Below are 21,712 nucleotides of genomic sequence, written 5' to 3'. Positions count from 1 at the left end.
TCCACGCTACGCGCGTAGTGTTGGCGCCGAAAAAAGCCGAAAAGCTGCCGGGTTGTTCCGGCGAACGGCCCGGCGCGGCGGCGTGGTGGCCGCTGCGCCGGGCCGACAGGACCCTACTGCTTGGCGGGGGTGTCGCTGACCTTCACCTGGCCCGACGCGATCTTCTTCTTCGCCGCGTCGATCTTGGCCTGGATGTCGTTGATGAAGCCGCCCGAGGTGGACAGCCGCACGCCGTTGTCCTTGAGCGTGTAGCTCTTGTTACCGGTCAGCGGCTTCTTGTCGTGCACGCTCTTGACCAGGTCGTACACCGCCACGTCGACGTTCTTCATGACCGACGTGAGGATCGAGCTCTTGTACTTGGCCAGACCCGGCTGCAGGTACTGGTCGGAGTCGACGCCGATGGCCCAGGTGCCCTTCTTGCCGGCGACCGTCTCGATCGAGCCGTTGCCGGACTGGCCGGCCGCGGTGTAGATGACGTCGATTCCGGCGTCGAGCATGCCCTTGGCCTTGCCCTTCGCGGCGGCCGGGTCGTTGAAGCCCTTGTCGTCGTTGGCGTAGAGGTACTCGGAGGTGACCTTGGTCTTGGCGTCGGTGTCCTTGACGCCCTGCTCGAAGCCGGCCTGGAACTTCTGGATCAGCGCGTTGTTCACACCGCCGATGAAGCCGACCTTGTGGGTCTTGCTCTTCAGCGCGGCGGCGACACCGGCGAGGTAGGAGGCCTCGTTCTCGGCGAAGACCATGCCGTAGACGTTCTTGGCCTGGGAGGCGGAGTCGACGACGCCGAAGGTGGTCTTCGGGAACTGCTTGGCGACCTTGTTGACGGACTTGCCGTAGTTGAAGCCGACGCCGATGACGGGGTTGTAGCCCGCCTCGGCCAGCGAGGACAGCCGCTGCTCGCGGTCCGCCTCGGTCTCGCCGTTCTTGGCGGTCATCATCTTGGACTTCACGCCGAGGTCCTTCTGGACCTTGTCCACGCCACGGGCCGCCGCCTCGTTGAACGAGTGGTCGTCCCGGCCGCCGACGTCGAAGGCGAGGCCGACGCCCTTGTCCTTGCCGCCGGACTCGGTGGACGACTCGCCGCAGGCGCTCAGCGAGAGCGTGAGGGCCGCGGTGGCAATGCCCGCAGCAACGATCTTGGATACTCGGTGCACGAGGGCCCCTTCGACTCGCAGCGCCTTCTTTGGCGCCGGCTTGTCGGGAGATTAACGCGCGTAGACCCGGCGCAAAACCCTCCACTGCGTGGACGTTATCGATTTGTCGCGAAGGGGGCAGTCGTAACCGGGCGGCAACCGCAGGTCACGGGGCGGGTGGCGAGGCCGGGGACGGGGTGGTGGCCGGGCCCGCGTTCAAGATCGCATCGAGGCCGGGCTGCGCCATCCGGGTCTCCCCCGCTCCGCCCGTTCCGGCGTCCGTCCACGGCCGCGATCATCCGAGCCGGCCCGCTCCCACCCAGCCGGTCCCGACCGCACCGCCGCCGCGTCGGGCCGCAGCATGATCAACCGGAACTGCCGCGGTGCGGTGATCGTCCAGCCCGCCACGGACCGTACGACGACCATCGGGAGCGCGGCCGCCCGTCGCCCGCCGGCCTTCGCCGGCATACGGGGCCAGTCGAGGTCGGCTCCCCTACCGCCCGGCGAACGAGCGCCCTGCCGTAGCGGTCGCCGACCGGCGCGGCATGCGGGCGCGGAGCCCTCGCACCGGTGCGTCCGAGACGGCCTCGCACGGCTCGGGGACGGCGGCGCGCTGACCTTGTGCGAGGTGAAGCCGATGGCCGGCGGCAACGAGACGGACCGACTGCGCGCCGGAATCGCCCAACTCCTCGACTACGCGGGCCACTTCCGCCACCACCGCGACGGCCAAGGGGGCGGGGCGGCTCGGATACGGGGTCAGCCCGAGAGTTCCCCGTCGAGAAGCGCCGCCGCGGTGAAGAGCTCGACGCCCACCCGGATCGCTTCCTCGTCCACGTCGAAGTCGCCGCGGTGCAGGTCGTACTGGTGCCGCGCGCCGGGGCGGCGGACGCCGAGGCGTGCCATGGCGCCGGGGACGTGTTCGAGGTACCAGGAGAAGTCCTCGCCACCCAGGGACTGTTCGGTGTCCTCGAGGGAGTGGGGGCCGCGGCGGGCGGTCATGGCGTCCTGGAGGAGCTGGGCGCTGACCGGCTCGTTGACGACCGGCGGGACGCCGCGCACGTAGTTGATCTGGGACTTGGCGCCGTGCAGGGCGGCGGTCTCGTCGATGGCGGCGTGGACCAGGTCGGGGGCCTGGTGCCAGGCGTCGAGGTCGAGGCAGCGGACCGTGCCGGAGAGCTCGGCGTGCTGCGGGATGACGTTGCAGGCATGGCCGGATTCGAGGCGGCCCCAGGTGACGGCGAGGCCGGCGCGGGCATCGACGCGGCGGGCGATCAGCGCCGGTACGTCGAGGGCGACCCGGGCGGCGGCGGTGACCATGTCGGTGGTCAGGTGGGGCCGGGCGGTGTGGCCGCCGGGGCCGTCGAGTTCGACCTCCAGCCGGTCGCAGGCCGAGGTGATCGGTCCGGTACGCAGACCGAGCCGGCCGGCGTCGACGCGCGGGTCACAGTGGACGGCGAGGATGCGGCCGACATTTTCCAGGACGCCGGATTCGATGGCGTCGGTGGCGCCGCCGGGCAGGACTTCCTCCGCGGGCTGGAAGAGCAGCCGTACGGGGCGGGGCAGCCCTCCCTCGCGGGCCAGTTCGGCCAGGATCAGGCCGGCGCCGAGGACGACGGCGGTGTGCACGTCGTGGCCGCAGGCGTGGGCGCGGCCGGGGACCGCGGAGGCGTAGGGGACGGTCTTGGTGTCCGGGATGGGGAGGGCGTCGATGTCCGCGCGGAGGGCGAGGAGGGAATGCTTCCCGTCCCCCGGCTCCGTGCCGTTCCCCGGCTCCATGCCGATGTCGCAGATGAGGCCGGTGCCGGTGGTCAGGACGCGGGGGTGGAGGCCGGCCTGTTCGAGACGCGCCTTGATCGCCGCGGTGGTGCGGAGTTCCTGGTTGCCGAGCTCGGGGTGGCGGTGCAGATCGCGCCGGAAGGCGATGAGTTCGGCGAGGAGGGGCTCGGGGACGGTACCGGGGAGCAGGGTCGGGGCGGCGGCATCGGGGGACATCAAGTGGTTCACCCGTTGAAGGTTAGGGCCCCGGGTGGGTCAACTGTCCCTCGATCAACAAAAGTTCAACCCGTTAGGGGACGAAAATCAGCCCGGTTGGTGCATGGATGCTTGATGTCAGGGGTATGCCGTTAGGTTTCATCCGGCCGTCTACCCAGCCGTCTACCCAGCCGTCCATCCGGCGGTTCATCCGGTGGCCAGTCCCCCGGTGAACTGGAGGCGCCGGACATCGCGTGCGCTCCCCGTCACGCCGTCGAGGAAGCCCTGGGCGCGCGGTGAGGCGTTGGCCGTGAGCCAGGCGGGGTCGATGTCACAGACCGCGACCTTCACTTCGGTGCCCTGGAGGGCGAGCGGCAGGGTGTGGACCACGGTGGAGGGGAAGCTGAGGATCAGGCGTCCGATGGGGCCGCGCCGGGCGATCAGTTCGAGGGGGAGGTCGGGGCGGACGATCTCCAGGCCGGTCTCGGTGGCGAGGCGGCGGAGCTTGTCGGTGCTCTCGCGGCGGTGGGCGAAGTAGCGGGTGGCGCCGTGGGTGCGTGCCAGGGCGTGGACCGCCTCCAGGTAGCGGTCGGCGTCCACCACTCCCGTTTCGACCAGCGAGGTGCCGACGAGGTCGGTGCCGCGGGTGAGCAGCGGCGGGCCGAAGCGGGCGCGGGTCCAGGCGAAGTCGTTGGTGGTGACGTGGACGCCGGGCGGGACCTCTACGGGCATGGAGCTGAAGAGGCCGATGGTGCGGCGGCCGCCGTCGGGGGCCGGCGTGAGGCGGCGGCGCGCGATGCTCGCGAACGGCGCGAAGATCAGGTCGCGGGCGCCGCGTCCGCTGCCGTGCCGGTGCCAGCGCACCAGCCGTTCGCCGCGGGCGAGTTGGCCGATGAACTCCATGGTGGCGGTGCCGTCGTCGACCACGACCAGGTTGCGTGCCCGGGTGAGGGTGAGCAGCAGCTGGACGTAGCGCGAGAAGGGGTCGCCGAGGACGATGCGGCGGGCGCGGCGCAGGAGCGGGGTGAGGCCGCCGATGGTGCGCATCGGGGCGGTCGGGCCGCCGCGGGCCTCTTCCCAGCGCACCGCGTGGCCCTCGTCCCGGGCGAGCTCGGCCATCCGGCGCAGCTGGCCGCGGGTCATCGGGTCGTGCGGGGAGAGCACGACGACGGTGAGGGCGGTGGCTTTGGCGGTGTGTGCCCATTCCAGGACGTTGAGCAGTTGCACCGGGCTCTCCACGAAGGCGAGGGTGCCGGTGTCCATGGGGGCTCCGCTCTCGTCGTTCCCGCAGGGTGCGGTCCGGTTGCGCTGCCGGGGCACCCCCAGGAGACGACGGGCGGGAGTACCCGTCGTCTCCTGGGGCGGGACCTCGGCGCCGGGCGCGGCGGCGTGGGTCCCTTCGCGTGAGCTCACAGTGGGAACTCCTGTCTGCCAGGTGGTCAGACGGCGGCCGGCTCGCGGTCGGCGTCCTCGGACTCGGCGACCACACCGGCGACGCGGCGCAGCTTCTTCATCGGGCCCAGCTCGGACTCGTAGACCTTCTTGACGCCGTCGCCGAGGGACTCCTCGATGGTGCGGATGTCGCGGACCAGGCGGGTCAGGCCGCCGGGCTCGACGGAGGCGGCCTGGTCGGAGCCCCACATGGCGCGGTCGAGGGTGATGTGACGCTCGACGAAGGTGGCGCCGAGGGCGACCGCGGCGAGGGTGGTCTGCAGGCCGGTCTCGTGGCCGCTGTAGCCGATCGGGACGTTGGGGTACTCCTCCTGCAGGGTGTTGATCATGCGCAGGTTGAGCTCCTCGGCCTTCGCCGGGTAGGTGCTGGTGGCGTGGCAGAGCAGGATGTTCTCGCTGCCCAGGACCTCGACCGCGTGGCGGATCTGCTTCGGGGTCGACATGCCGGTGGAGAGGATCACCGTGCGGCCGGTGGCGCGCAGGGCGCGCAGCAGCTCGTCGTCGGTGAGGGAGGCGGAGGCGACCTTGTAGCAGGGCACGTTGAACTTCTCGAGGAAGGCGACGGACTCGACGTCCCACGGGGAGGCGAACCAGGCGATGCCGCGCTTCTTGCAGTACTCGTCGATGGCGCGGTAGCCGTCCTCGTCGAACTCGACGCGGTGGCGGTAGTCGATGTAGGTCATCCGGCCCCAGGGGGTGTCGCGCTCGATGTCCCACTGGTCGCGCGGGGTGCAGATCTCCGGGGTCCGCTTCTGGAACTTGACGGCGTCGCAGCCGGCGTCGGCGGCGGCGTCGATCAGCGCGAACGCGTTCTCCAGGTCGCCGTTGTGGTTGATGCCGATCTCGCCGGTGACGTAGACGGGGCGGCCGGGGCCGGCCTCGCGGTCGCCGAGGGTGCGGAGGCGGGAGTTGCTGCTCATGGGGAGGTTCCTTTGATATCGGTGGAGCGGTAAGGGGTGTGCGGGGGGATCGGGTTCTGTAACGGAGTTACAGGGACGGGCCCAGGAGCCAGGCGGCGATCTCTCGGATCGCGCCGCTGCCTCCGGGGGTCGCGGTGACCGCGCGGGCCGCGCCGCGCACCACGTCGTGTGCTCCGGCGACCGCCACCGGCCAGCCGACGAGGTCGAAGCACGGGAGGTCGTTCACGTCGTTGCCGACGTAGAGCACGCGCTCGGGGTCGGTGCCCGTCTCCTCGCACCACTGCTTGAGGGCGAGGTCCTTGCGGTCGATGCCGTGCAGAACGGGCACCTGCAGCTTGCGGGCCCGTGCGGCGACGACCGGGTTCTGCTCGCTGGACAGGATCAGCAGCTTCAGCTCCGCCTTGCGCAGCGCGGCGATGCCAAGGCCGTCACCGCGGTGCACGGCGACGATCTCCCGTCCATCGGAGTCGATCAGCACCCGGTCGTCGGTCTGGGTGCCGTCGAAGTCGAGTACCACCGCGTCGATGTCCTCGCGGGTGGGCAGTGCGCCGGGGCGAGGGCCGTCCAGCAGCGGCGCGAGCGCACGGGCGCGGGCGAGGTCGTGCGGGTCGTCGACCTCCAGCACCCGGGCGGGGTCGGTGCGTACGAGTTCCGTACGGCCGAAGAAGCGGTGGCCGCCGGCGCGGAAGCCGGCCGCGTCCATGGCGTAGGCGGCGCCGGTCTCCAGCAGGTCCTGGGGGCGGTCCTGGCGGCGCGGCCGGAAGGACTTGTCGTGGTTGACGCCGTAGCCGCCGACGGTGGTGACGGTGGCCGGGGCGGTGGTGGACGACGGGGCGCCGGCGGCGGACTGGGCGGGAATCGCCGCGCCCACGCCCGCGTCATCGGCCGCGTCGCGCCATACGAAGCCGTGGAAGGGAGCCACGGTCAGTGCGCTGTCCGCGCCGTCCTCGACGACCGCCGAGGCCACTCCGTCGATGTCCTCGCGGACGATGAACGGGCTGGTGCACTGGACCAGCAGCACGGCGTCGACCTTGGTGCCCTGCTCCGCCTCGTAGGCGTCCATCGCGTGCAGCACCGCGGCCTCGCTGGTGGCCGTGTCGCCCGCGATGTCCGAGGGGCGGCGGACGACCAGCGCGCCCGCGCCGCGCGCCGCGGCCGCGATCGCGCTGTCGTCGGTGGAGACGATCACATCGGTCACCAGGCGGGAGGCGCGGCACTCGCGGACCGCGCGGGCCACCAGGGGCACGCCCCCGACGACGGCGAGGTTCTTGGCGGGCACGCCCTTGGATCCGCCACGGGCGGGGATGACGGCCACCACGGTCGGGGGGCTGCTCTGGGGGCTTTGCGGCATATCGGGCTCCTTCCGGGGGTGGGGGCTCCGGGTGTACGGGTCGGTCACAGCTGGCCCCAGCGGCGGATGGCGGGGGCGACGCGCTGCACGCCGTGGCGGTAGGCGCCGCGGGCGGCCTCGCGGACGGTCTCGCGGGCGACCCGGCGCAGTCCGCCGGTCTCCTCGGGGGCATCCGCGTAGCCGGCGATCGGCTCGCCGTGCGGGTCCAGGCCGTGGCGGGCGAGGATGCCGGGGAGGTAGCCGGGTGCGGTGCGGGGTGTGTAGTACGGGGTGATCGGCGGCAGCCGGTCGGCGGTGCGCAGCTCGGTGACCCGGGCGCGGGCCGCGTCGAAGGCCTGCTCGTAGGGACCGTCGGCCGCAACTCCCTGCCGCGCCAGCCATCCGGCGTCGGGCTCCGGGCGGTGTCCGGCGTCCAGCTCGTCCCAGGAGGCGAGGCAGCCGGAGCCGAGGAAGGAGTGGTTGCCGAGCGCCTCGCGGATGCCGAGGTCGGTGAGGACGGCGGTGGGAATGCCGCGGTGCAGCGACTCCAGGGCGGCGGTCGAGCTGACGGTGACCATCAGGTCGGTGCGGTCCAGGACCTCGCCCATGTTCCCGTACACCAGACGGCAGTTGGCGGGGAGTCCGCCGGGCGTCTTGGCGGCGAGCTTCTGGTAGGGCAGTTCCTCGATGTGCGTGGTGTGCTCGCCCGGCTTGCTGCGGAGTTTGATCAGCACCTCGCGGTCGGGGTGCTTGCGGGCGTGCTCCACCGCCCGGCGCAGCAGGTACGTCCGGTCGGCCCGGCTCTCCGGTACGGAGGGCTGCGCCGCGAACACCACGGTGTATGGGTCGTGCCGGCCCGTATAGGGGTCGCCGCCGAGGAAGGGGAGGGCGCATTCGACGACGCTGCCGTCGTCGGCGCCGACGCCCCGGTAGACCTCGCGGAACCGGTCCGCGTCGTGCCGGGAGTTGGCGAGGACGACATCCGCGCCGTGCCGCAGCAGCAGCCCGTCGGCGAGCTTCTCGTAGACCACGCCGACGTAGCCGGTGACGACGACGGGGCGCCGCTCGGCGTTGCGCCAGGCGTGGGCGAGGCCGTGCAGCATCGCCTGCACCGCGCCGCCTACGCAGGCCAGCACGACGACGTCGTATCCACTACGGTCGATCTTGCGTACGAAGTCGATGCCCCTGATTTCGCGCAGCGAGTCCGCACGGGCGCCGACCTCGTCGAGCTGGCGGACCGTGGGAGTGGCGCGGCCGCGGAGCAGGTAGCCGTCGAGCCGGATGTCCGGTTGGATTCGGTACGCTGTCAAAGCGCCCCATTTCCACCGGGTATCCGAGTCGGCGAGCACGGCGACTCGCGGCGTAGAAGTGGTACGTGATGGCACGTCGAAGACGCTAGGAAGGCATTCCGTTTGGCGGGCCAACTGGGCCGCAACAAAGGGTTAACAGCGGGTCGACGAATGGCGAACCGGCCCGGTTGGCGGCCTGGTTAACCATCCCGACATTCTTCGTTCACCCTGAAGTCTGGATCACGTAAAGACGAATGCCGACTCCGCCCCTAACGTCACCCGGGTGGTTAAGCTCTCCGTCATCGTGCCGTTCTACAACGTGCAGACATACGCGCCCGACACCCTGAAAAGCCTGGCGGCCAATGCCCGCGAGGACTTTGAATTCCTGCTCGTCGACGACTGTTCGCGCGACGAGACCCCGGAGATCCTTGCGCGCGCCGAGCGCGAGCTGCCGGGCGCCAGAGTGCTGCGGCACGAACAGAACGGCGGCCTGGCCACCGCCCGGAACACCGGCCTGGACGAGGCCCGCGGTGAATACGTCACCTTCCTGGACGGCGACGACTGGCTCGCGCCCGGATACTTCGGCGAACTCCTCGGCGCGATAGAGGAGTTGGGCTGTGACTTCGTGCGCACCGACCACGTCCAGTGCACGAACCGCGCCCGCACCGTCCACCGTGTCCCGCACGGCCGGCGCGGCGTGGTCATGGACCCGCGCGCGCTGATCCTGCCCGCCGACCGCTCCACCTCCGTCGACTACGCCTACGCCTGGGCCGGGATCTATCACCGCAGGCTGCTGGACGACGGGGTGCTGCACTTCCGGCACGGGCTGCGCACCGCGGAGGACCGCCCCTGGATCTGGCGGCTGCACCGCGAGGCGAAGTCCATGGCGGTGGTCGGTCTCCTCGGCGTCTTCTACCGGCGCGGGGTGGCGTCTTCCCTGACGCAGATCGGTGACGTGCGGCAATTGGACTTCATTCGCGCCTTCGACCAGGTGATCGAAGAAACCGCGCAAGATCGCGATGCGGAGGTGCTGCTCCCGAAAGCGGTGCGCACCTATTGCGCGATCATTTCTCACCACCTCGGCTCGATCGAACGATTCGAACCGCAGGTCGCCCGTAAATTGCGTGCGATGAGTGCCGCGGCCATGAAACGCATGCCGCAGGACGTACTGAAGGAAGCCCTGGATTCGATGGATGTGCAGCGTGCGTCCCGGCTGCGGCGGCTGCGCCGTCGTCCGGTCCCTGCGGAGGTCGCCGCCTGATGCCGAACCGGCCCCGTACCCAGATCTTCATGGCGTCCACGCTCTACGGCGCGGCGACCCTCGCCGCCGCCCTGGATGCCGACTGCTTCGAGCCGGCCGACCGCCGTCTGCTGCTGCTCAGCAACAACGCCACGACCCCGGAGACCACCGCGTCGCTGGACACCATGCCGGGCTTCGCGCGGCTGCGCGGCCGGTTCGACCGGGTGCTGTCGTGGAACGAGACGATCAGCCCGTTCCACCCCGGCGGCTGGTCCCCGCGCCCGGACGACGCCCCGCTGTGGGAGCGGCATCTGCGGCTGCTGTGGGGGCTGGGCGACTCGGACGTCGAGCTGGTCGTCGAATCGATCCAGGTCAACCCGGCGATGGCGCTGGCCCAGGTGTTCCCGGGCGCGCCCCTCGACGTCTACGCCGACGGCCTGATGAGCTACGGCCCCACCCGCAACAAGCTCGACCCGCTGATCGGCACCCGCATCGGCCGCCTGCTGCATCTGGACCTGGTGCCGGGCCTGACGCCGCTGCTGCTCACCGAGTTCGGTGTGGCGCCGCAGACCGTACCGACCGAGGCGTTCACCAAGGTGCTGGCCGAACTCGCCGACGCGAGCGGCGAGTTGGCCGATCTGGACGTACCGGAGGGCGGCGCGCTTCTGCTCGGCCAGTACCTCTCCGCGCTGGAGATCCTCACCCCCGAGGAGGAAGAGGAGCTGCATCTGCGGATGGTGCGCGGCGCCCTCGAGCGCGGTCACCGGGAGATCGTCTTCAAGCCGCATCCGTCCGCGCCCGCCCGCTGGTCGCGGCTGCTGGAGCGGGAGGCGGAGAAGCTGGACATCGAGCTGACGGTGCTGGACAGCCCCGTACTGGCCGAGGTCCTCTATCAGCGGATGCGGCCCGCTCTCGTCGTCGGCTGCTTCTCCACCGCGCTGCTGACCGCCGCCACCTTCTACGGCCTGCCAACCGCACAGACCGGCACCGGCCTGCTGCTGGAGCGGCTCACCCCGTACCAGAACAGCAACCGCATCCCGGTCACGCTCGTGGACGCGCTGGTACCCGATCTCGGGGACACCGGCGAGCGGCCGCGCGGCCGTGCCACCGCCGAGGATGTCGGCGGGCTGGTCGGCGCGGTCGGCTATGCGATGCAGCACCAGATCTACCCGGACCTGCGCCCGGTCGCCGAGCGCTATCTCGCGGCCCATCTGGACCAGCACACCTGGCGCTACTTCAAGCGCCGCCGGCTGACCGCGCTGGCGCTGCCCGGCGCGCTCCCGTCCCAGCTGTCGTTCATCCCGCGCAATGCCACCGTGCGCCGGGTCGCCCGCCGGGCGCGGGCCGTACAGCGCAGGATCAAGAAGCGGGCCGCGTTCGGATGACCACCACTCCCCAGCTGGCGACCGGCGCGCAGCCCCTGGCGCCGGCCTCCGTCACCCCCACCGCCCGGATACGGGTGCGCGGCCGGGAATCGGGACCGTCCCGGCTGCGCGCACTGGACGGGCTGCGGCTGCTCGCCGCGCTGATGGTCGCCGCGTACCACTACGGGGGCCGCGGCGGCGAGATAGCCGGGGCCTGGGGCGGCTCGCCCGCCCAGCAATTCCCCACCTTGGCGCCCCTGTTCGCGTATGGCTGTCTGGGCGTCCAGATCTTCTTCGTGATCAGCGGCTTCGTCATCTGCCTCAGTGGCTGGGGCCGCACCCTCCGCGCATTCATCGCCTCCCGTATCTCGCGCCTCTATCCGGCGTACTGGGCCGCGATCCTGATCATCACCCTTGTCTTCGCCCTCCCCTGGGTCGCCTACAAGGCGCTCACGCCCAGCGAGGTGCTGACGAACCTGACGATGCTTCAGCAGCCGCTCGGGGTGAAGCGGGTGCTCGGCGTCTGCTGGACCCTCTGGGCCGAGATGCGGTTCTACGCGCTGTTCGCCGTCTGTGTGATCCTGCCGGGCGCCACCCGCAGCCGCGTCGTCCTCTTCTGCGCGGGCTGGACGCTGGCGGCGGCGCTCGCCCAGGCGGCCCACCAGCCGTTCCTCGATGTCGTGCTGATGCCCGAGTACGCCCCGTTCTTCATCGGCGGCGTGGGCCTGTACCTGCTCCACCGCTACGGCGCCCGCGACCCCATAGCCTGGGCGATAGTGCTGGTCAGCTGGCTGATCGGACAGCATTACGCGGTCGCCGGACTCTGGCACGCGCCGTCCGTCCACGCCTTCTCCTACCGCTCCACGGCCGGCATCATCGCCGTCGTCACGATCGGATTCGTCCTGGTCGCGGCCGTCGCCCTGGGGGGATTGCGCTGGGCGAACTGGCGCTGGCTGACCGTGGCGGGCGCGCTGACCTACCCCTTCTACCTGGTGCACGAACACCTGGGCTGGGTCGTCGTCCGCGCCCTGCACCGCAACCTGGGCCTGCCCTCGTACGCGACGCTGATACTGACCGTCGGGCTGATGCTGCTGCTGGCGTGGGTGCTGCACCGGTGGGTGGAGCGGCCGCTGACACCCGTACTGAAACAATCGGTCGATCCCCGGCGGCGGTGATCAGCCCGCCGCCCCCGGGCCGACCGTGACCTCGATCCCGGCAACGATGAAGCGCAGGCCGGCCTCGAAAGCGGCCTCGATGTCGCCGAACGTGTCCCGCCCCGCCTCGACCGCGAGCGGATAGGTCTCGCCGAGCCGTCGCTCGCGGCTGTCGAAGTCGTAGGCCGGGTCGACGTCCGCCGGCTCAGCCGGGTCCGGATGGACCGACTGCTCCTCGATCACCAGCCCGACGGTGAAGTTGTACGCCGTCCACCAGGCGTGCGCCGCGTCGCGCGGCGCGAAGCCCGCCTCGACGAGCCGGGTCAGGAGCCTCTCGTACGGCTCGGCGTAGCTCTCGTCCGTCATCCGCGTACCGCTGAAGACCTGGCCGCCGTCGCGGTAGGCGAGGAGCTCGCGGCGCAGCCCGCGGCAGCTGGTGAGCAGCGTCTCCTGCCAGGTGCCGCGCCCGGCCGTCAGCCCCCCGGCCATCCGCCGGAACATCTCGGTGGCCATCTCGTCCAGCAGCTCCTGCTTGTTCTTGAAGTGCCAGTACAGGGCGGGGGCCTGGACGTTCAGCTCCTTCGCGATACGGCGCAGGGTGAGCCCTTCGAGCCCCACCTCGTTCAGCAGGCGCAGGGCGGTCTCCACTACCTGTTTCCGGTCGATTCGCGATGCCATGTTGACAACTTAACACCGTTAAGCGCATCCTCGGAACCATGGAACTTAACAGCGTTAAGGAAGCGAACTCCGTTGCCGAATCTGTTACGACCGCGGGATCCGTCACGACCGCGGGAGCTGTCACGGCTGTCGACGTACTGATCGCCGGCGCGGGCCCGACCGGCCTCGCCCTCGGCATCGACCTCGCCCGGCGCGGCGTACGCGCCCTGATCGTCGAGCGCCAGGACCGCCTCTCCCCCGGCGCCCGCGGCACCGGCCTGCAGCCGCGCACCCAGGAGGTCTACGAGGACCTCGGCGTACTGGAGGCCATCCAGGCGGCCGGCGGGACGTACCCGGACATGGCCCTGTGGGAGGACGGCCGCATCGTGTCCTCCCACCAGATGATCGAGCGCGTCGACCCCACCCCCTCCACGCCGCACTCCAACGCCCTGATGGTCCCTCAGTGGCGCAACGCGGAAATCCTCCACAACCACCTGCTGGAGCTGGGCGGCGGCGTCCTCTTCGGCACCGAACTCACCTCGTTCGAGCAGGACCTGGACGCCGTACGGGCCCGCCTCGCCCTCCCCGACGGCGGCGTACGCACCATCGAGGCCCGCTACCTGGTCGCCGCGGACGGCGGGCGCAGCACCATACGCAAGGGGCTCGACGTCGGCATGAGCGGCCCGGCGCTGGAACCGGGCGTCGCGGTCCTCGCCGACGTCCGGGTGGACGGCCTCGACCGGGACCACTGGCACCGCTGGATGCACCCCGGCGGCGGCTTCGCCGCCCTGCTCCCGCTGGCCCACACCGACCTCTTCCAGGGCATGGTCGTGGCACCCGCCACGGAACCGGACACCTCACCCGAGGCCGTCCGCGCCCTCTTCGCCGCCCACACCCACCTCGCCCCCGAGCAGATCCGCGAGGTCGTCTGGTCCTCCCTCTTCCGCCCCAAGGCCGGTATGGCCGACCGCTTCCGCTTCGGCCGGATCTTCCTGGCCGGCGACGCGGCCCACATCCACTCCCCGGCCGGCGGCCAGGGCCTGAACACCAGCGTCCAGGACGCCTACAACCTCGGCTGGAAGCTCGGCCAGGTGCTGCGCCACGGCGCTCCCGACACCCTCCTGGACACCTACGAAACCGAGCGCCGCCCCATCGCCGCCCACATCCTGGACACCAGCACCCGCCTGCACCGCTCAGGCTCACTGCGCCGCGGCCGGGACCTGCACCAACTCGACGTCGGCTACCCGGACAGCCCCCTGACCCAGGAACTGCGCCCGGAGCTCCCCGACTCCGCCCTCCACGCCGGCGACCGCGCCCCCGACGCCCCGTGCACCACCGCCGACGGCCGCCCCACCCGCCTCTTCTCCGCCCTCCGCGGCCCGCAGTTCACCGTCCTGGCCCTCAACGGAGCCGAAGTGGCCGACACCGCCCTACCCGCCGACCCGAACCTGCTGCGCACCGTGCGCATCGGCGGCCCGTCCCCGGACCTGATCGACACGGACGGCCACGTCCGGGACGCGTACGGCTCCGACCCGGCCGTCTTCCTCATCCGCCCGGACGGGTATGTCGCCGTCGCGGCGGGGGCGGAGGGGGCCACGGAGCACATTGCTGGTGCCCTGGACGCGTACGTCGGGGCGGGCGCGGCGGTCGGCGCGGGCGCGGCGACGGCGGCGCGCTGACGCGCATCGGCACCGTCCGCAGGCAACTGCCGCACGTCTGCGTCTTCCCGGGCCTGGCCGATGGGCCCGGGTCCGGGAAGACGCCCATCCCCACTTCCGGACGGCAACCGGCTGACCCGTGTTCCTGATGGCACCGGTGACGGCGGTATGGAGAGCGGTGCGACCGAATGGATCTCACGCAGCAACGGCCGTCCGCACAGGACCGCGCGCTCAGCGGCCGGCCGCCGCCACCTCAGCCGTCTCCCCCCGCTCCCCGAACCAAGGGATGTTGAGCCATGGGCTGCCCGGATCCGACATCAACGTCCGGTACACATCCACCATCTCGGTGAACCAGCTGCCGAACTTCTCCTTGTCGAAATGCAGACACCGACCGAGTACGAACCCCAGCCCAAAATCGGCCCATGAGCTGTACGCCGCCCGGCTCAACTCCGCGGTCTGCACAAGCCTCTGTTCCGTCTCCCCGATGTCACAGAACCGAGCGCCCAGGCCCCATCGCGCCATATTCGAGGCACGCCCCAGATACCAGGCCCGCACCGACGACACGCACTGATCCTCGGCCAATATCCCATCGGCCCGGAACCGCGCCTCGTACCGCAGAATCTTCCCAATGATCCCGCCGGCCTTCTTGATCCCCTTCTCGCTCTCCCCCTCCGCCCGCAGTACCTGCTCCGTCGCGGACCGCCATGTCACGGCATCTACCGGCCGCCCCGTCGCCTGCGTGACCCCCTGCCGCACCATGAGCACGAACTCCCAATAGGAGTTCCCAGCCGCGGGACTGAGCAGCGCCTCCTGCTGCTCCAGCCAGCCCGCCCGACTCTCGACGCCCCACCACTTCTTGAGTGATTCCTTCTCGCCCCGATAGCCCGCGCCATGCCAATTGACCATGTTCCACGGGAACCCGTTATTGATGCACAACTGCGCACCACAGGCGAGCCCTTGAGCCAGCAGACCACGCGTCGGCCCAGTACGGATGGCCCGCAGCCGCTTGGTCTGATCGGACGTCTTCACCCGCTGCTCATGCATACGCCACAGCTGCGGGTTCGGCGGAAAGTACCCTTCGCACGGCGTCCCCGGATTGACCGCGAGCCACCAGCCTTCCAAGGCCAGCCATTCCCCGAGCTGATGCAGATACGGACTGTGGAACACCACATCAGCACTCGGTACCGGCAGCATCCCCTCCGTCACCACGGTCAGACACCACTGCCCGATCGCCGGATTCCACCATTCCGCGCCTATGCTGGATTCGCCGTGGCCCGCGTCGACCTCACGCCGCCCGTCCGCCAAAAACACATGAGTGGCAGCCAGGACATCGAAATAGGCGGCCCAGTCTCCTCGGGCTCGAGCGTCGAACAGGCCCATTTCCACATCCGTGGCTGGCAGCCACGGAACCCCCACCTCGTTCACCCGGGATCTTCCCAATCTCGTCGAATACTTGGCCCGGTGCAGTGATCGACTACCGAGCTTACTCATCCCGCGCAATCCGCAGCCGCCTACGCCGTCGGCACATCCAAACCCCTCGGTCGAGTCGACCCGGGCACGGTGACAATGAAGATAGGCGTCGCCCCAGGCGTCCCGGTACGGCGGACGCGCCCGCCAGCGGTGTTCGCCCTGTGGCCGACGGGCGCATCCGCTGACGCAGCCTAGACCGCGCACCCAGGCGGCGGAGATGACCCTTCTCGCTCAGGCCCAATGTCGCCGAGGCACGACAAGGCGCGGTGACTCAATCGAGGTATGTCCGACTTACTGAAAGCTGATACCTCTGCGCGATTTCAATGATCCCCTCTATGATATCTTTCAACGCGCGCTCCAATTCCTTCAGTTTGGGAATTCGCTCTTCGAGGCTGGGCGCAGACTTCACCCCTTCCCAAACTTCGAAATATGCCTCCTCCAGTGGCAGCACAAACTCAGCGATATCAGCCATCTGCTCAATCGGCAGACCGCCGCGCTCCAGTGCGGCCACGCTGAGCTGCGCATCGACCGAGATCAGGTCACCAACCAGCCGAACATGACTCGTTCCAACTTTTTTACTCAGGATGATCTCGGCAAGAACTTCATTGGGATTCACTTCTCCCGCGTGCACTGCGACTCCTAGTCTCTTAGCATCTTTCTGAGAACAATCATTCCTTTTGCACCCCGCGGGATATCCACTCAGCACTGACACTACGAGTCGAACACGCCAGCGATAAAACCGGCCTGATGGTCTTTTTGAATTCAAGTGATGGGGAGTCTGGGCACGGTACAACAACGGCTGTAGCCGGGCCCGTTGCGTTGGGACCTGGCTATCGCGTCAGGTGGATGCCGAGTTCCACGTCGCCGCGCGCCTCGGCACGCTGCGACATCAGCGACCCGGGCGCACGCGCTCCGGGCCGCCGACAGGGCCGTCGTTCGGACCGTCGGTCAGCGGGGTGGCCCACCCAGTGAGTCCGTCTTCACGCCGAGGATCAACCCGCGCAGCGCACCCCGGCCGGTCGTGACGACCTGGGTCGGGGCGTCGCTCTCCCGGAGCGCCACTCCCTCGCCCGTCGCGGCGACCTCGACACAGGCGTTGGCGGAAGCCTCCGAGAACGAGGACTTGAGCCACTTCAACTCGGTCACGACAACCCCTCTTACAGATGCTTGGCGATGTCGAGGATGAGGTCCCTCGAACGCTTTGGATTCAACGCCACCTGTTCGACCGAGTCCAGCCGCCGACGGAAGTTGGCCAGTTGAGTTGGGGAGTCAAAGAAGACCGCGCCGATCGGGGAATCCACCTGCACGGTGTCCAGGTGCGGGTTTTCGGCCGAGGCGTACACCATCGTGTCTCCGGCCATGGGGAAGCCGCCGGCTACGAAGGGAATCGCGAGGAGACGGACATTTTCGCGTTCGCTCTCCTCGAGGAGGCGGTTCAACTGAGCCTTGGCGACACCGCATCCGCCGATCCGCATCCGGAGGGCCGCCTCGTGGACGAGACCCACGTATGGCATCCCGGAAACGATCACATGGTGGCGGGCCAGACGGTGAGCAATTCGCAGCTCCACCTCCAGCCGCGGCAAGGCCGGAACGAAGAGATCGAAGAGCGCACGAGCATGGTCCTCCGTCTGAAAGAGGCCAGGAACGTGTGCCGTTTGGAGTGTCCGCAGGTTCACGGCATGGTGCTCCAGCTCCGCCAGATCCAGGAAGTCCGGCGGAACCTTGCCCCGGTATTCGTCCCACCATCCCTTCGGCCGACCCCCGGTCATCGCGGCAAGGGCATCGACCAGCTCCGCATCACCACACTCAAAGATGCTCGCCAGGCGGCGCAACCGCTCCTCGCTGATACCGAATCGCCCCGACTCGATGTTAGAGATCATCGTGCGGTCGGACCCAAGCCGTTCACCCGCTATGGGGGCTGACATGCCGACGGCTTCGCGCAGACGACGGAGCTCTGCACCGAAACGGCGCTGTCGGATGGTGGGGGCCTGACGCGGTGCCATGGGCTCAACTCCTCGCTCGGAAACACAGTTTGCCGATCCCGGACACCGTGCGTCCATCAACGATGTTCGTACTACTCGTTTGAGTGAGTTAGGTAGCACGCGTTGTATCTGCGCATTACGGTGTGCCACACGCCACTCACTCACTGGCGCCGCCCCACGGAAGCGCACCGCGCCAACCAAGCCCGGCAATGCCACCGTCCGGCCCCGGCGAGCGACCGGCCCCGTACACCCATCGCGCCGCACATGGAGGTGCCCGCGTGAACTCGACCCCGTACGCCGAGAACCCCGACCCCACCCCCCTCGCCTTCACCGACCCCTGGGAATACGAGCTCGCCTTCCCGCGCGACCCCCGTGGCCCCGGGATCGCCCGGACGACCTTGCGGACGGTCCTCACCGCTCACGGGCTTCTCGAACTCTCCGAGCGGGCTGAGTTGTTGACCTCGGAGCTGGCCACCAATTCGGTCCGGTACGCCGACGGGCCGGCCTCCGTCCGCCTGCGCTGGGTGTGCCCCGTACTGCGGGTCAGCGTCACGGATACCTGTCCCCGTCTGCCCGTCGTGGCGGCGCCGCCCCTGCCCGACGCGGTGGGCGGGCGGGGGCTGCCGATCCTCGACCTCATCGCTGATGAGTGGGGCGGTTGTGCGCTCGGGAACTCGCTGCTCGGGCCGGGCGGCAAGACCATCTGGTTCGAGCTGGCGCTGCATACGAGGACGCCGCCTCCGCAGGCACCGCCCGCGCTGGCCGCGTAGTCGGCGTCGACCACGTAGCAGGCGGACGTGCCACGAGGCCGCGCCGGCGGACAGCGGCCGGCACGGCCTCGTGAGGGGAACGGGCGCCGGAGGGGGGTGGGCGCCCGGGGCGGAAGCCGCCCGGAAGGTACAGGTAGAGCAGGTAGAGCAGGTAGAGCAGGTAGCGGGGGCTAGACGACCAGCGACAGCAGCAGTACGCACGCGATGCCGACCACCGAGATCAGCGTCTCCATCACCGACCAGGTCTTCAGCGTCTGGCCGACGCTCATCCCGAAGTACTCCTTGACCAGCCAGAAGCCGGCGTCGTTGACATGGCTGAAGAACAGCGAGCCGCAGCCGATGGCCAGGACCAGAAGGGCGCCATGGGTGGTGGACATGTCCGCGGCGAGCGGGGCGACCAGGCCGGCGGCGGAGATGGTGGCCACCGTCGCGGAGCCGGTCGCGAGGCGGATGGTGACCGCGATCAGCCAGGCCAGCAGCAGCGTGGAGATGTGCCAGCCCTTGGAGATGTCGAGGATCATCTGGCCGACGCCCGCGTCCACCAGCGTCTGCTTGAAGCCGCCGCCCGCGCCGACGATCAGCAGGACGCCGGCGATGGGGGCGAGTGACTTCTCGACGGTGGCGGCGGTCCGGCCCTTGGTGAAGCCGGCCGCGCGCCCCAGCGTGAACATCGCGACGATGACGGCGGTGAGCAGGGCGATCAGCGGGGAGCCGACGACGTCGAAGATCCTCTGGACGGTGTGCTCCGGGTTGTCGACGACGATGTCCACCAGCGCCTTGGCCAGCATCATGACGACGGGGAGGAGGACGGTCGCGACCGTGACGGCGAAGCCGGGGCGCTTGTCGAGGTCGTCGGAGGCGCGCTCGGGGACCATGTTCTCCGGCGGACGGATGTCGACCCACCGGGCCGCGTAACGGGAGAAGAGCGGGCCCGCGATGATCGCGGTGGGAATGGCGACCACGACGCCCAGCGCCAGCGTGACGCCGAGGTTCGCGTGGACCGCGTCGATGGCGGCCAGCGGGCCGGGGTGCGGCGGGATCAGACCGTGCATGACGGACAGGCCGGCCAGCGCCGGGATGCCGATCCGCATCAGGGAGAAGTTGCCGCGCTTGGCGACCAGCAGCACCACGGGGATGAGAAGGACGATGCCGACCTCGAAGAAGATCGGCAGGCCGACGATGCCCGCGATCAGCACCATCGCCCAGGGCATGGCCTTGCCGCCCGCCCGTCGCCCGCCACCGCCCTTCGCCGGAAGGGCCTGCGGCCCTGCCCCTCCACATTTCGCCAGGATCGTGTCGACGATCTGGTCGGCGCCCCCGGAGTCGGCGAGCAGCTTGCCCAGGATGGCGCCGAGCGCGATCAGTACGCCGGTGCCCGCGACCGTCGTGCCCAGTCCCGTCGAGAAGCTGACGATGGCCTTGTCGAGCGGCGCCCCGGCCACCGCGCCGAGCACCAGCGAGCCGACGATCAGCGACAGAAAGGCATGCAGCTTGAACTTGGTGATGAGCAGGACGATGACGGCTATGCCGGCCAGGACGGCGATGCCCAGCTGCGCGTGACCGGCCGAGGTGATGGGCTCGGTCGCGTCCGCTGCGAGCATCTCGACGCTGAGATGTGTCACGGCGATTCCCTACGGTTCGGGGATTCCCTGGATGGGGGGACGGGGGCGGCCGCCCGATCAGGCGGCCGGTTCGAGGTGGTGCAAGGCGGCTACGGCGCGGTCGGCGATCTCCCGCGGCGTGCCGGACACCTCCACCGCGACGCCCGCCTCGTCCGCGCCGAGCGGCTCGAGCGTGGCGAACTGAGAGTCCAGCAGCGCGGTCGGCATGAAGTGGCCCTTGCGCTCGGCCATCCGCCCTTCGATCAACGCCCGGTCCCCGGTGAGGTGCAGAAAGACGACGCCGGGGGCGGCGGCCCGCAGGCGGTCACGGTAGACGCGCTTGAGTGCGGAGCTGCTGACGACGCCGCCGTGCCCGGCTCGGCCGTGGGCCCAGGCGCCGATGGCGTCCAGCCAGGGGCCGCGGTCGTCATCGTCCAGCGGGGTGCCGGCCGACATCTTGGCGATATTGGCCGGCGGGTGGAAGTCGTCGCCTTCGGCATACGGGACGCCCAGTGCGGCGGCCACCAGCGGCCCGATCGTCGTCTTGCCGGTGCCGGCCACGCCCATCACGACGATCACGTGGGGGGTGCTCATGCCGCTTACCTCGCTGTCCGCGCTGACCGCGCTGTCTTCGTTGACCGGCTACCGACCTTCGTACGTGGTCCGTAGCCAGCCCCACTGAAACTCATTAGGTACGACGTATTCAAGAGCCTGTGATGTAAACGTCATACTTAATTGGTCGAAGCCGGGGAACGTAGGCTTGCCCCATGGAAAACGAGGGGCTGGGGAAGGGGCTGCACGCCCGCGTATTGGAGTCCCTGGGGCCCGCGATCACCGCGGGCGCATACCCTCCGGGCACGGTCCTGCGCACGGACGAGCTGGAGCAGCGCTTCGAGGTGTCGCGCACGGTCATCCGTGAGGCGATCCGGGTGCTGGAGTCGATGCGGCTGGTCGCCTCGCGGCGGCGGGTCGGGGTGACCGTCCGCCCGATGGAGGAGTGGAACGTCTACGACCCGCGGGTGATCGGCTGGCGACTGGCCGGCCGCGACCGCCCCCGGCAGCTGCGCTCGCTGACCGTACTGCGCTCCGCCGTCGAACCGGTCGCCGCGGGCCTGGCCGCCACCCACGCCACCCCCGAGCAGTGCGCCGAGCTCACCGAACACGCGATGGGCATGGTCGCCACCTCACGCGGCCAGCAGCTCGACGCCTACCTCGTCCACGACATGGCCTTCCACCGGGTGGTGCTCACCGCCTCCGGCAACGAGATGTTCGCCCGGCTCGCCGATGTCGTCGCCGCGGTGCTGACCGGCCGCACCCAGCACCATGTGATGTTCACCGACCCCGACCCGGCGGCCGTGACCTTGCACGTCCAGGTGGCGGAGGCGGTACGCATCGGCGACGCGGCGCGGGCCGAGTCGCTGACGCGGCAGATCACGGCCGGCGCGATGGCCGAACTGGACGTACTGGCACCGTAGTCGGTGCCACGCCCGGGACGTCCGACGCGTCAGAACAACGGCTGCTGACCCGGCATCGGCGGTTCCTCCGGGTCGAACAGCTTCTCCGCCGGCGCCATCATCGGGGCCATCCGCCGCGACCCGGGGCAGGAGATCAGCTCGATCCCCGTACGGCGCCCCGGAGGGTCGTGACGGGCGAAGCGGCCGCCGACAACGGCGATCTCTCGGGTGCAGACGGGGCACGCGCGGCGGGGTGACGACATGGCACCA

Annotated in this window: 20 protein-coding genes; 6 read left to right on the top strand and 14 right to left on the bottom strand. The window is 70.0% G+C overall.

Translation table 11 applies throughout. From position 1 onward, the window contains the following. Positions 1-113: 113 nt before the first annotated feature. The 6 genes from ACZ4S3_RS07625 to ACZ4S3_RS07600 form a co-directional block, all read right to left on the bottom strand. Positions 114-1,151, bottom strand: coding sequence for a BMP family lipoprotein (locus tag ACZ4S3_RS07625; RefSeq protein ID WP_467927762.1), 1,038 nt, complete (start codon positions 1,149-1,151; stop codon positions 114-116). 735 nt (positions 1,152-1,886) lie between these two features. Further along, positions 1,887-3,122 (bottom strand): amidohydrolase, encoded by a 1,236-nt coding sequence (locus tag ACZ4S3_RS07620; protein ID WP_467929591.1) that lies wholly within the window; start codon positions 3,120-3,122, stop codon positions 1,887-1,889. A gap of 186 nt (positions 3,123-3,308) precedes the next feature. Further along, positions 3,309-4,364, bottom strand: coding sequence for a hypothetical protein (locus ACZ4S3_RS07615; protein ID WP_467929587.1), 1,056 nt, complete (start codon positions 4,362-4,364; stop codon positions 3,309-3,311). A gap of 176 nt (positions 4,365-4,540) precedes the next feature. Continuing rightward, positions 4,541-5,473, bottom strand: coding sequence for an N-acetylneuraminate synthase family protein (locus ACZ4S3_RS07610; RefSeq protein WP_467927759.1), 933 nt, complete (start codon positions 5,471-5,473; stop codon positions 4,541-4,543). Between the two features lie 67 nt (positions 5,474-5,540). Beyond that, entirely contained in the window at positions 5,541-6,824 is a 1,284-nt protein-coding gene (locus ACZ4S3_RS07605) for a cytidylyltransferase domain-containing protein (RefSeq protein WP_467927756.1), read from the bottom strand. 44 nt (positions 6,825-6,868) lie between these two features. Next, positions 6,869-8,152, bottom strand: a complete 1,284-nt coding sequence (locus ACZ4S3_RS07600; RefSeq protein ID WP_467929586.1) for a DUF6716 putative glycosyltransferase — start codon at positions 8,150-8,152, stop codon at positions 6,869-6,871. 223 nt (positions 8,153-8,375) lie between these two features. Here ACZ4S3_RS07600 and ACZ4S3_RS07595 point away from each other — a divergent pair, with 223 nt between their 5' ends. From ACZ4S3_RS07595 to ACZ4S3_RS07585, 3 genes are read left to right on the top strand one after another with little or no spacing between them, the layout of a single operon-like run. Next, positions 8,376-9,353, top strand: coding sequence for a glycosyltransferase family 2 protein (locus ACZ4S3_RS07595; RefSeq protein WP_467927754.1), 978 nt, complete (start codon positions 8,376-8,378; stop codon positions 9,351-9,353). Then, complete coding sequence (locus tag ACZ4S3_RS07590; RefSeq protein ID WP_467927751.1) at positions 9,353-10,717, top strand: polysialyltransferase family glycosyltransferase; 1,365 nt, start codon at positions 9,353-9,355, stop codon at positions 10,715-10,717. Before ACZ4S3_RS07595 ends, ACZ4S3_RS07590 begins: the two co-directional genes overlap by 1 nt. Next, complete coding sequence (locus ACZ4S3_RS07585; protein WP_467927747.1) at positions 10,714-11,871, top strand: acyltransferase family protein; 1,158 nt, start codon at positions 10,714-10,716, stop codon at positions 11,869-11,871. Before ACZ4S3_RS07590 ends, ACZ4S3_RS07585 begins: the two co-directional genes overlap by 4 nt. On the opposite strand, the gene ACZ4S3_RS07580 is transcribed toward ACZ4S3_RS07585, so the two are convergent. Continuing rightward, positions 11,872-12,528 (bottom strand): TetR/AcrR family transcriptional regulator C-terminal domain-containing protein, encoded by a 657-nt coding sequence (locus ACZ4S3_RS07580; RefSeq protein ID WP_467927743.1) that lies wholly within the window; start codon positions 12,526-12,528, stop codon positions 11,872-11,874. A 38-nt stretch (positions 12,529-12,566) separates the two neighbouring features. Here ACZ4S3_RS07580 and ACZ4S3_RS07575 point away from each other — a divergent pair, with 38 nt between their 5' ends. Beyond that, a complete protein-coding gene (locus ACZ4S3_RS07575) occupies positions 12,567-14,186 on the top strand; it encodes an FAD-dependent monooxygenase (protein WP_467927739.1) in 1,620 nt (539 codons plus the stop codon). Positions 14,187-14,396: 210 nt separating this feature from the next. Here ACZ4S3_RS07575 and ACZ4S3_RS07570 read toward each other — a convergent pair whose 3' ends face one another. From ACZ4S3_RS07570 to ACZ4S3_RS07555, 4 genes are all read right to left on the bottom strand, one after another. Beyond that, positions 14,397-15,545 carry a DUF1266 domain-containing protein gene (locus ACZ4S3_RS07570; RefSeq protein ID WP_467927734.1) on the bottom strand — a complete coding sequence of 383 codons (1,149 nt, stop codon included), beginning with the start codon at positions 15,543-15,545 and terminating at the stop codon, positions 14,397-14,399. A gap of 361 nt (positions 15,546-15,906) precedes the next feature. After that, positions 15,907-16,266 carry a hypothetical protein gene (locus tag ACZ4S3_RS07565; RefSeq protein WP_467927731.1) on the bottom strand — a complete coding sequence of 120 codons (360 nt, stop codon included), beginning with the start codon at positions 16,264-16,266 and terminating at the stop codon, positions 15,907-15,909. A gap of 317 nt (positions 16,267-16,583) precedes the next feature. Beyond that, positions 16,584-16,781 (bottom strand): DUF397 domain-containing protein, encoded by a 198-nt coding sequence (locus ACZ4S3_RS07560; RefSeq protein WP_467927727.1) that lies wholly within the window; start codon positions 16,779-16,781, stop codon positions 16,584-16,586. An 11-nt stretch (positions 16,782-16,792) separates the two neighbouring features. Beyond that, entirely contained in the window at positions 16,793-17,638 is an 846-nt protein-coding gene (locus ACZ4S3_RS07555; RefSeq protein WP_467927723.1) for a helix-turn-helix domain-containing protein, read from the bottom strand. Between the two features lie 257 nt (positions 17,639-17,895). Here ACZ4S3_RS07555 and ACZ4S3_RS07550 point away from each other — a divergent pair, with 257 nt between their 5' ends. Beyond that, positions 17,896-18,387 carry an ATP-binding protein gene (locus ACZ4S3_RS07550; protein WP_467927719.1) on the top strand — a complete coding sequence of 164 codons (492 nt, stop codon included), beginning with the start codon at positions 17,896-17,898 and terminating at the stop codon, positions 18,385-18,387. Positions 18,388-18,557: 170 nt separating this feature from the next. On the opposite strand, the gene ACZ4S3_RS07545 is transcribed toward ACZ4S3_RS07550, so the two are convergent. Both ACZ4S3_RS07545 and ACZ4S3_RS07540 read right to left on the bottom strand, forming a co-directional pair. Further along, on the bottom strand, positions 18,558-20,009 hold the full coding sequence (locus tag ACZ4S3_RS07545) for a GntT/GntP/DsdX family permease (protein WP_467927715.1): 1,452 nt from the start codon (positions 20,007-20,009) through the stop codon (positions 18,558-18,560). A 57-nt stretch (positions 20,010-20,066) separates the two neighbouring features. After that, positions 20,067-20,582, bottom strand: a complete 516-nt coding sequence (locus ACZ4S3_RS07540) for a gluconokinase (RefSeq protein WP_467927712.1) — start codon at positions 20,580-20,582, stop codon at positions 20,067-20,069. 173 nt (positions 20,583-20,755) lie between these two features. On the opposite strand from ACZ4S3_RS07540, the gene ACZ4S3_RS07535 reads away from it, so the two are divergent. Beyond that, on the top strand, positions 20,756-21,463 hold the full coding sequence (locus ACZ4S3_RS07535; protein ID WP_467927708.1) for a FadR/GntR family transcriptional regulator: 708 nt from the start codon (positions 20,756-20,758) through the stop codon (positions 21,461-21,463). Positions 21,464-21,492: 29 nt separating this feature from the next. On the opposite strand, the gene ACZ4S3_RS07530 is transcribed toward ACZ4S3_RS07535, so the two are convergent. Further along, positions 21,493-21,705 carry a hypothetical protein gene (locus ACZ4S3_RS07530; RefSeq protein ID WP_388265006.1) on the bottom strand — a complete coding sequence of 71 codons (213 nt, stop codon included), beginning with the start codon at positions 21,703-21,705 and terminating at the stop codon, positions 21,493-21,495. Positions 21,706-21,712: the final 7 nt, after the last annotated feature.

Source organism: Streptomyces sp. NPDC028368 (genome assembly GCF_055565615.1).
This window is presented reverse-complemented; position numbering and strand designations above follow the sequence as displayed.

Coding starts and splice junctions, on each gene's coding strand:
- ACZ4S3_RS07610 (WP_467927759.1), bottom strand. CDS start 5,473: ATGAGCAGCAACTCCCGCCTCCGCACCCTCGGCGACCGCGAGGCCGGC.
- ACZ4S3_RS07605 (WP_467927756.1), bottom strand. CDS start 6,824: ATGCCGCAAAGCCCCCAGAGCAGCCCCCCGACCGTGGTGGCCGTCATC.
- ACZ4S3_RS07615 (WP_467929587.1), bottom strand. CDS start 4,364: ATGGACACCGGCACCCTCGCCTTCGTGGAGAGCCCGGTGCAACTGCTC.
- ACZ4S3_RS07570 (WP_467927734.1), bottom strand. CDS start 15,545: ATGGGCCTGTTCGACGCTCGAGCCCGAGGAGACTGGGCCGCCTATTTC.
- ACZ4S3_RS07540 (WP_467927712.1), bottom strand. CDS start 20,582: ATGAGCACCCCCCACGTGATCGTCGTGATGGGCGTGGCCGGCACCGGC.
- ACZ4S3_RS07590 (WP_467927751.1), top strand. CDS start 9,353: ATGCCGAACCGGCCCCGTACCCAGATCTTCATGGCGTCCACGCTCTAC.
- ACZ4S3_RS07585 (WP_467927747.1), top strand. CDS start 10,714: ATGACCACCACTCCCCAGCTGGCGACCGGCGCGCAGCCCCTGGCGCCG.
- ACZ4S3_RS07555 (WP_467927723.1), bottom strand. CDS start 17,638: ATGGCACCGCGTCAGGCCCCCACCATCCGACAGCGCCGTTTCGGTGCA.
- ACZ4S3_RS07620 (WP_467929591.1), bottom strand. CDS start 3,122: ATGTCCCCCGATGCCGCCGCCCCGACCCTGCTCCCCGGTACCGTCCCC.
- ACZ4S3_RS07530 (WP_388265006.1), bottom strand. CDS start 21,705: ATGTCGTCACCCCGCCGCGCGTGCCCCGTCTGCACCCGAGAGATCGCC.
- ACZ4S3_RS07580 (WP_467927743.1), bottom strand. CDS start 12,528: ATGGCATCGCGAATCGACCGGAAACAGGTAGTGGAGACCGCCCTGCGC.
- ACZ4S3_RS07535 (WP_467927708.1), top strand. CDS start 20,756: ATGGAAAACGAGGGGCTGGGGAAGGGGCTGCACGCCCGCGTATTGGAG.
- ACZ4S3_RS07575 (WP_467927739.1), top strand. CDS start 12,567: ATGGAACTTAACAGCGTTAAGGAAGCGAACTCCGTTGCCGAATCTGTT.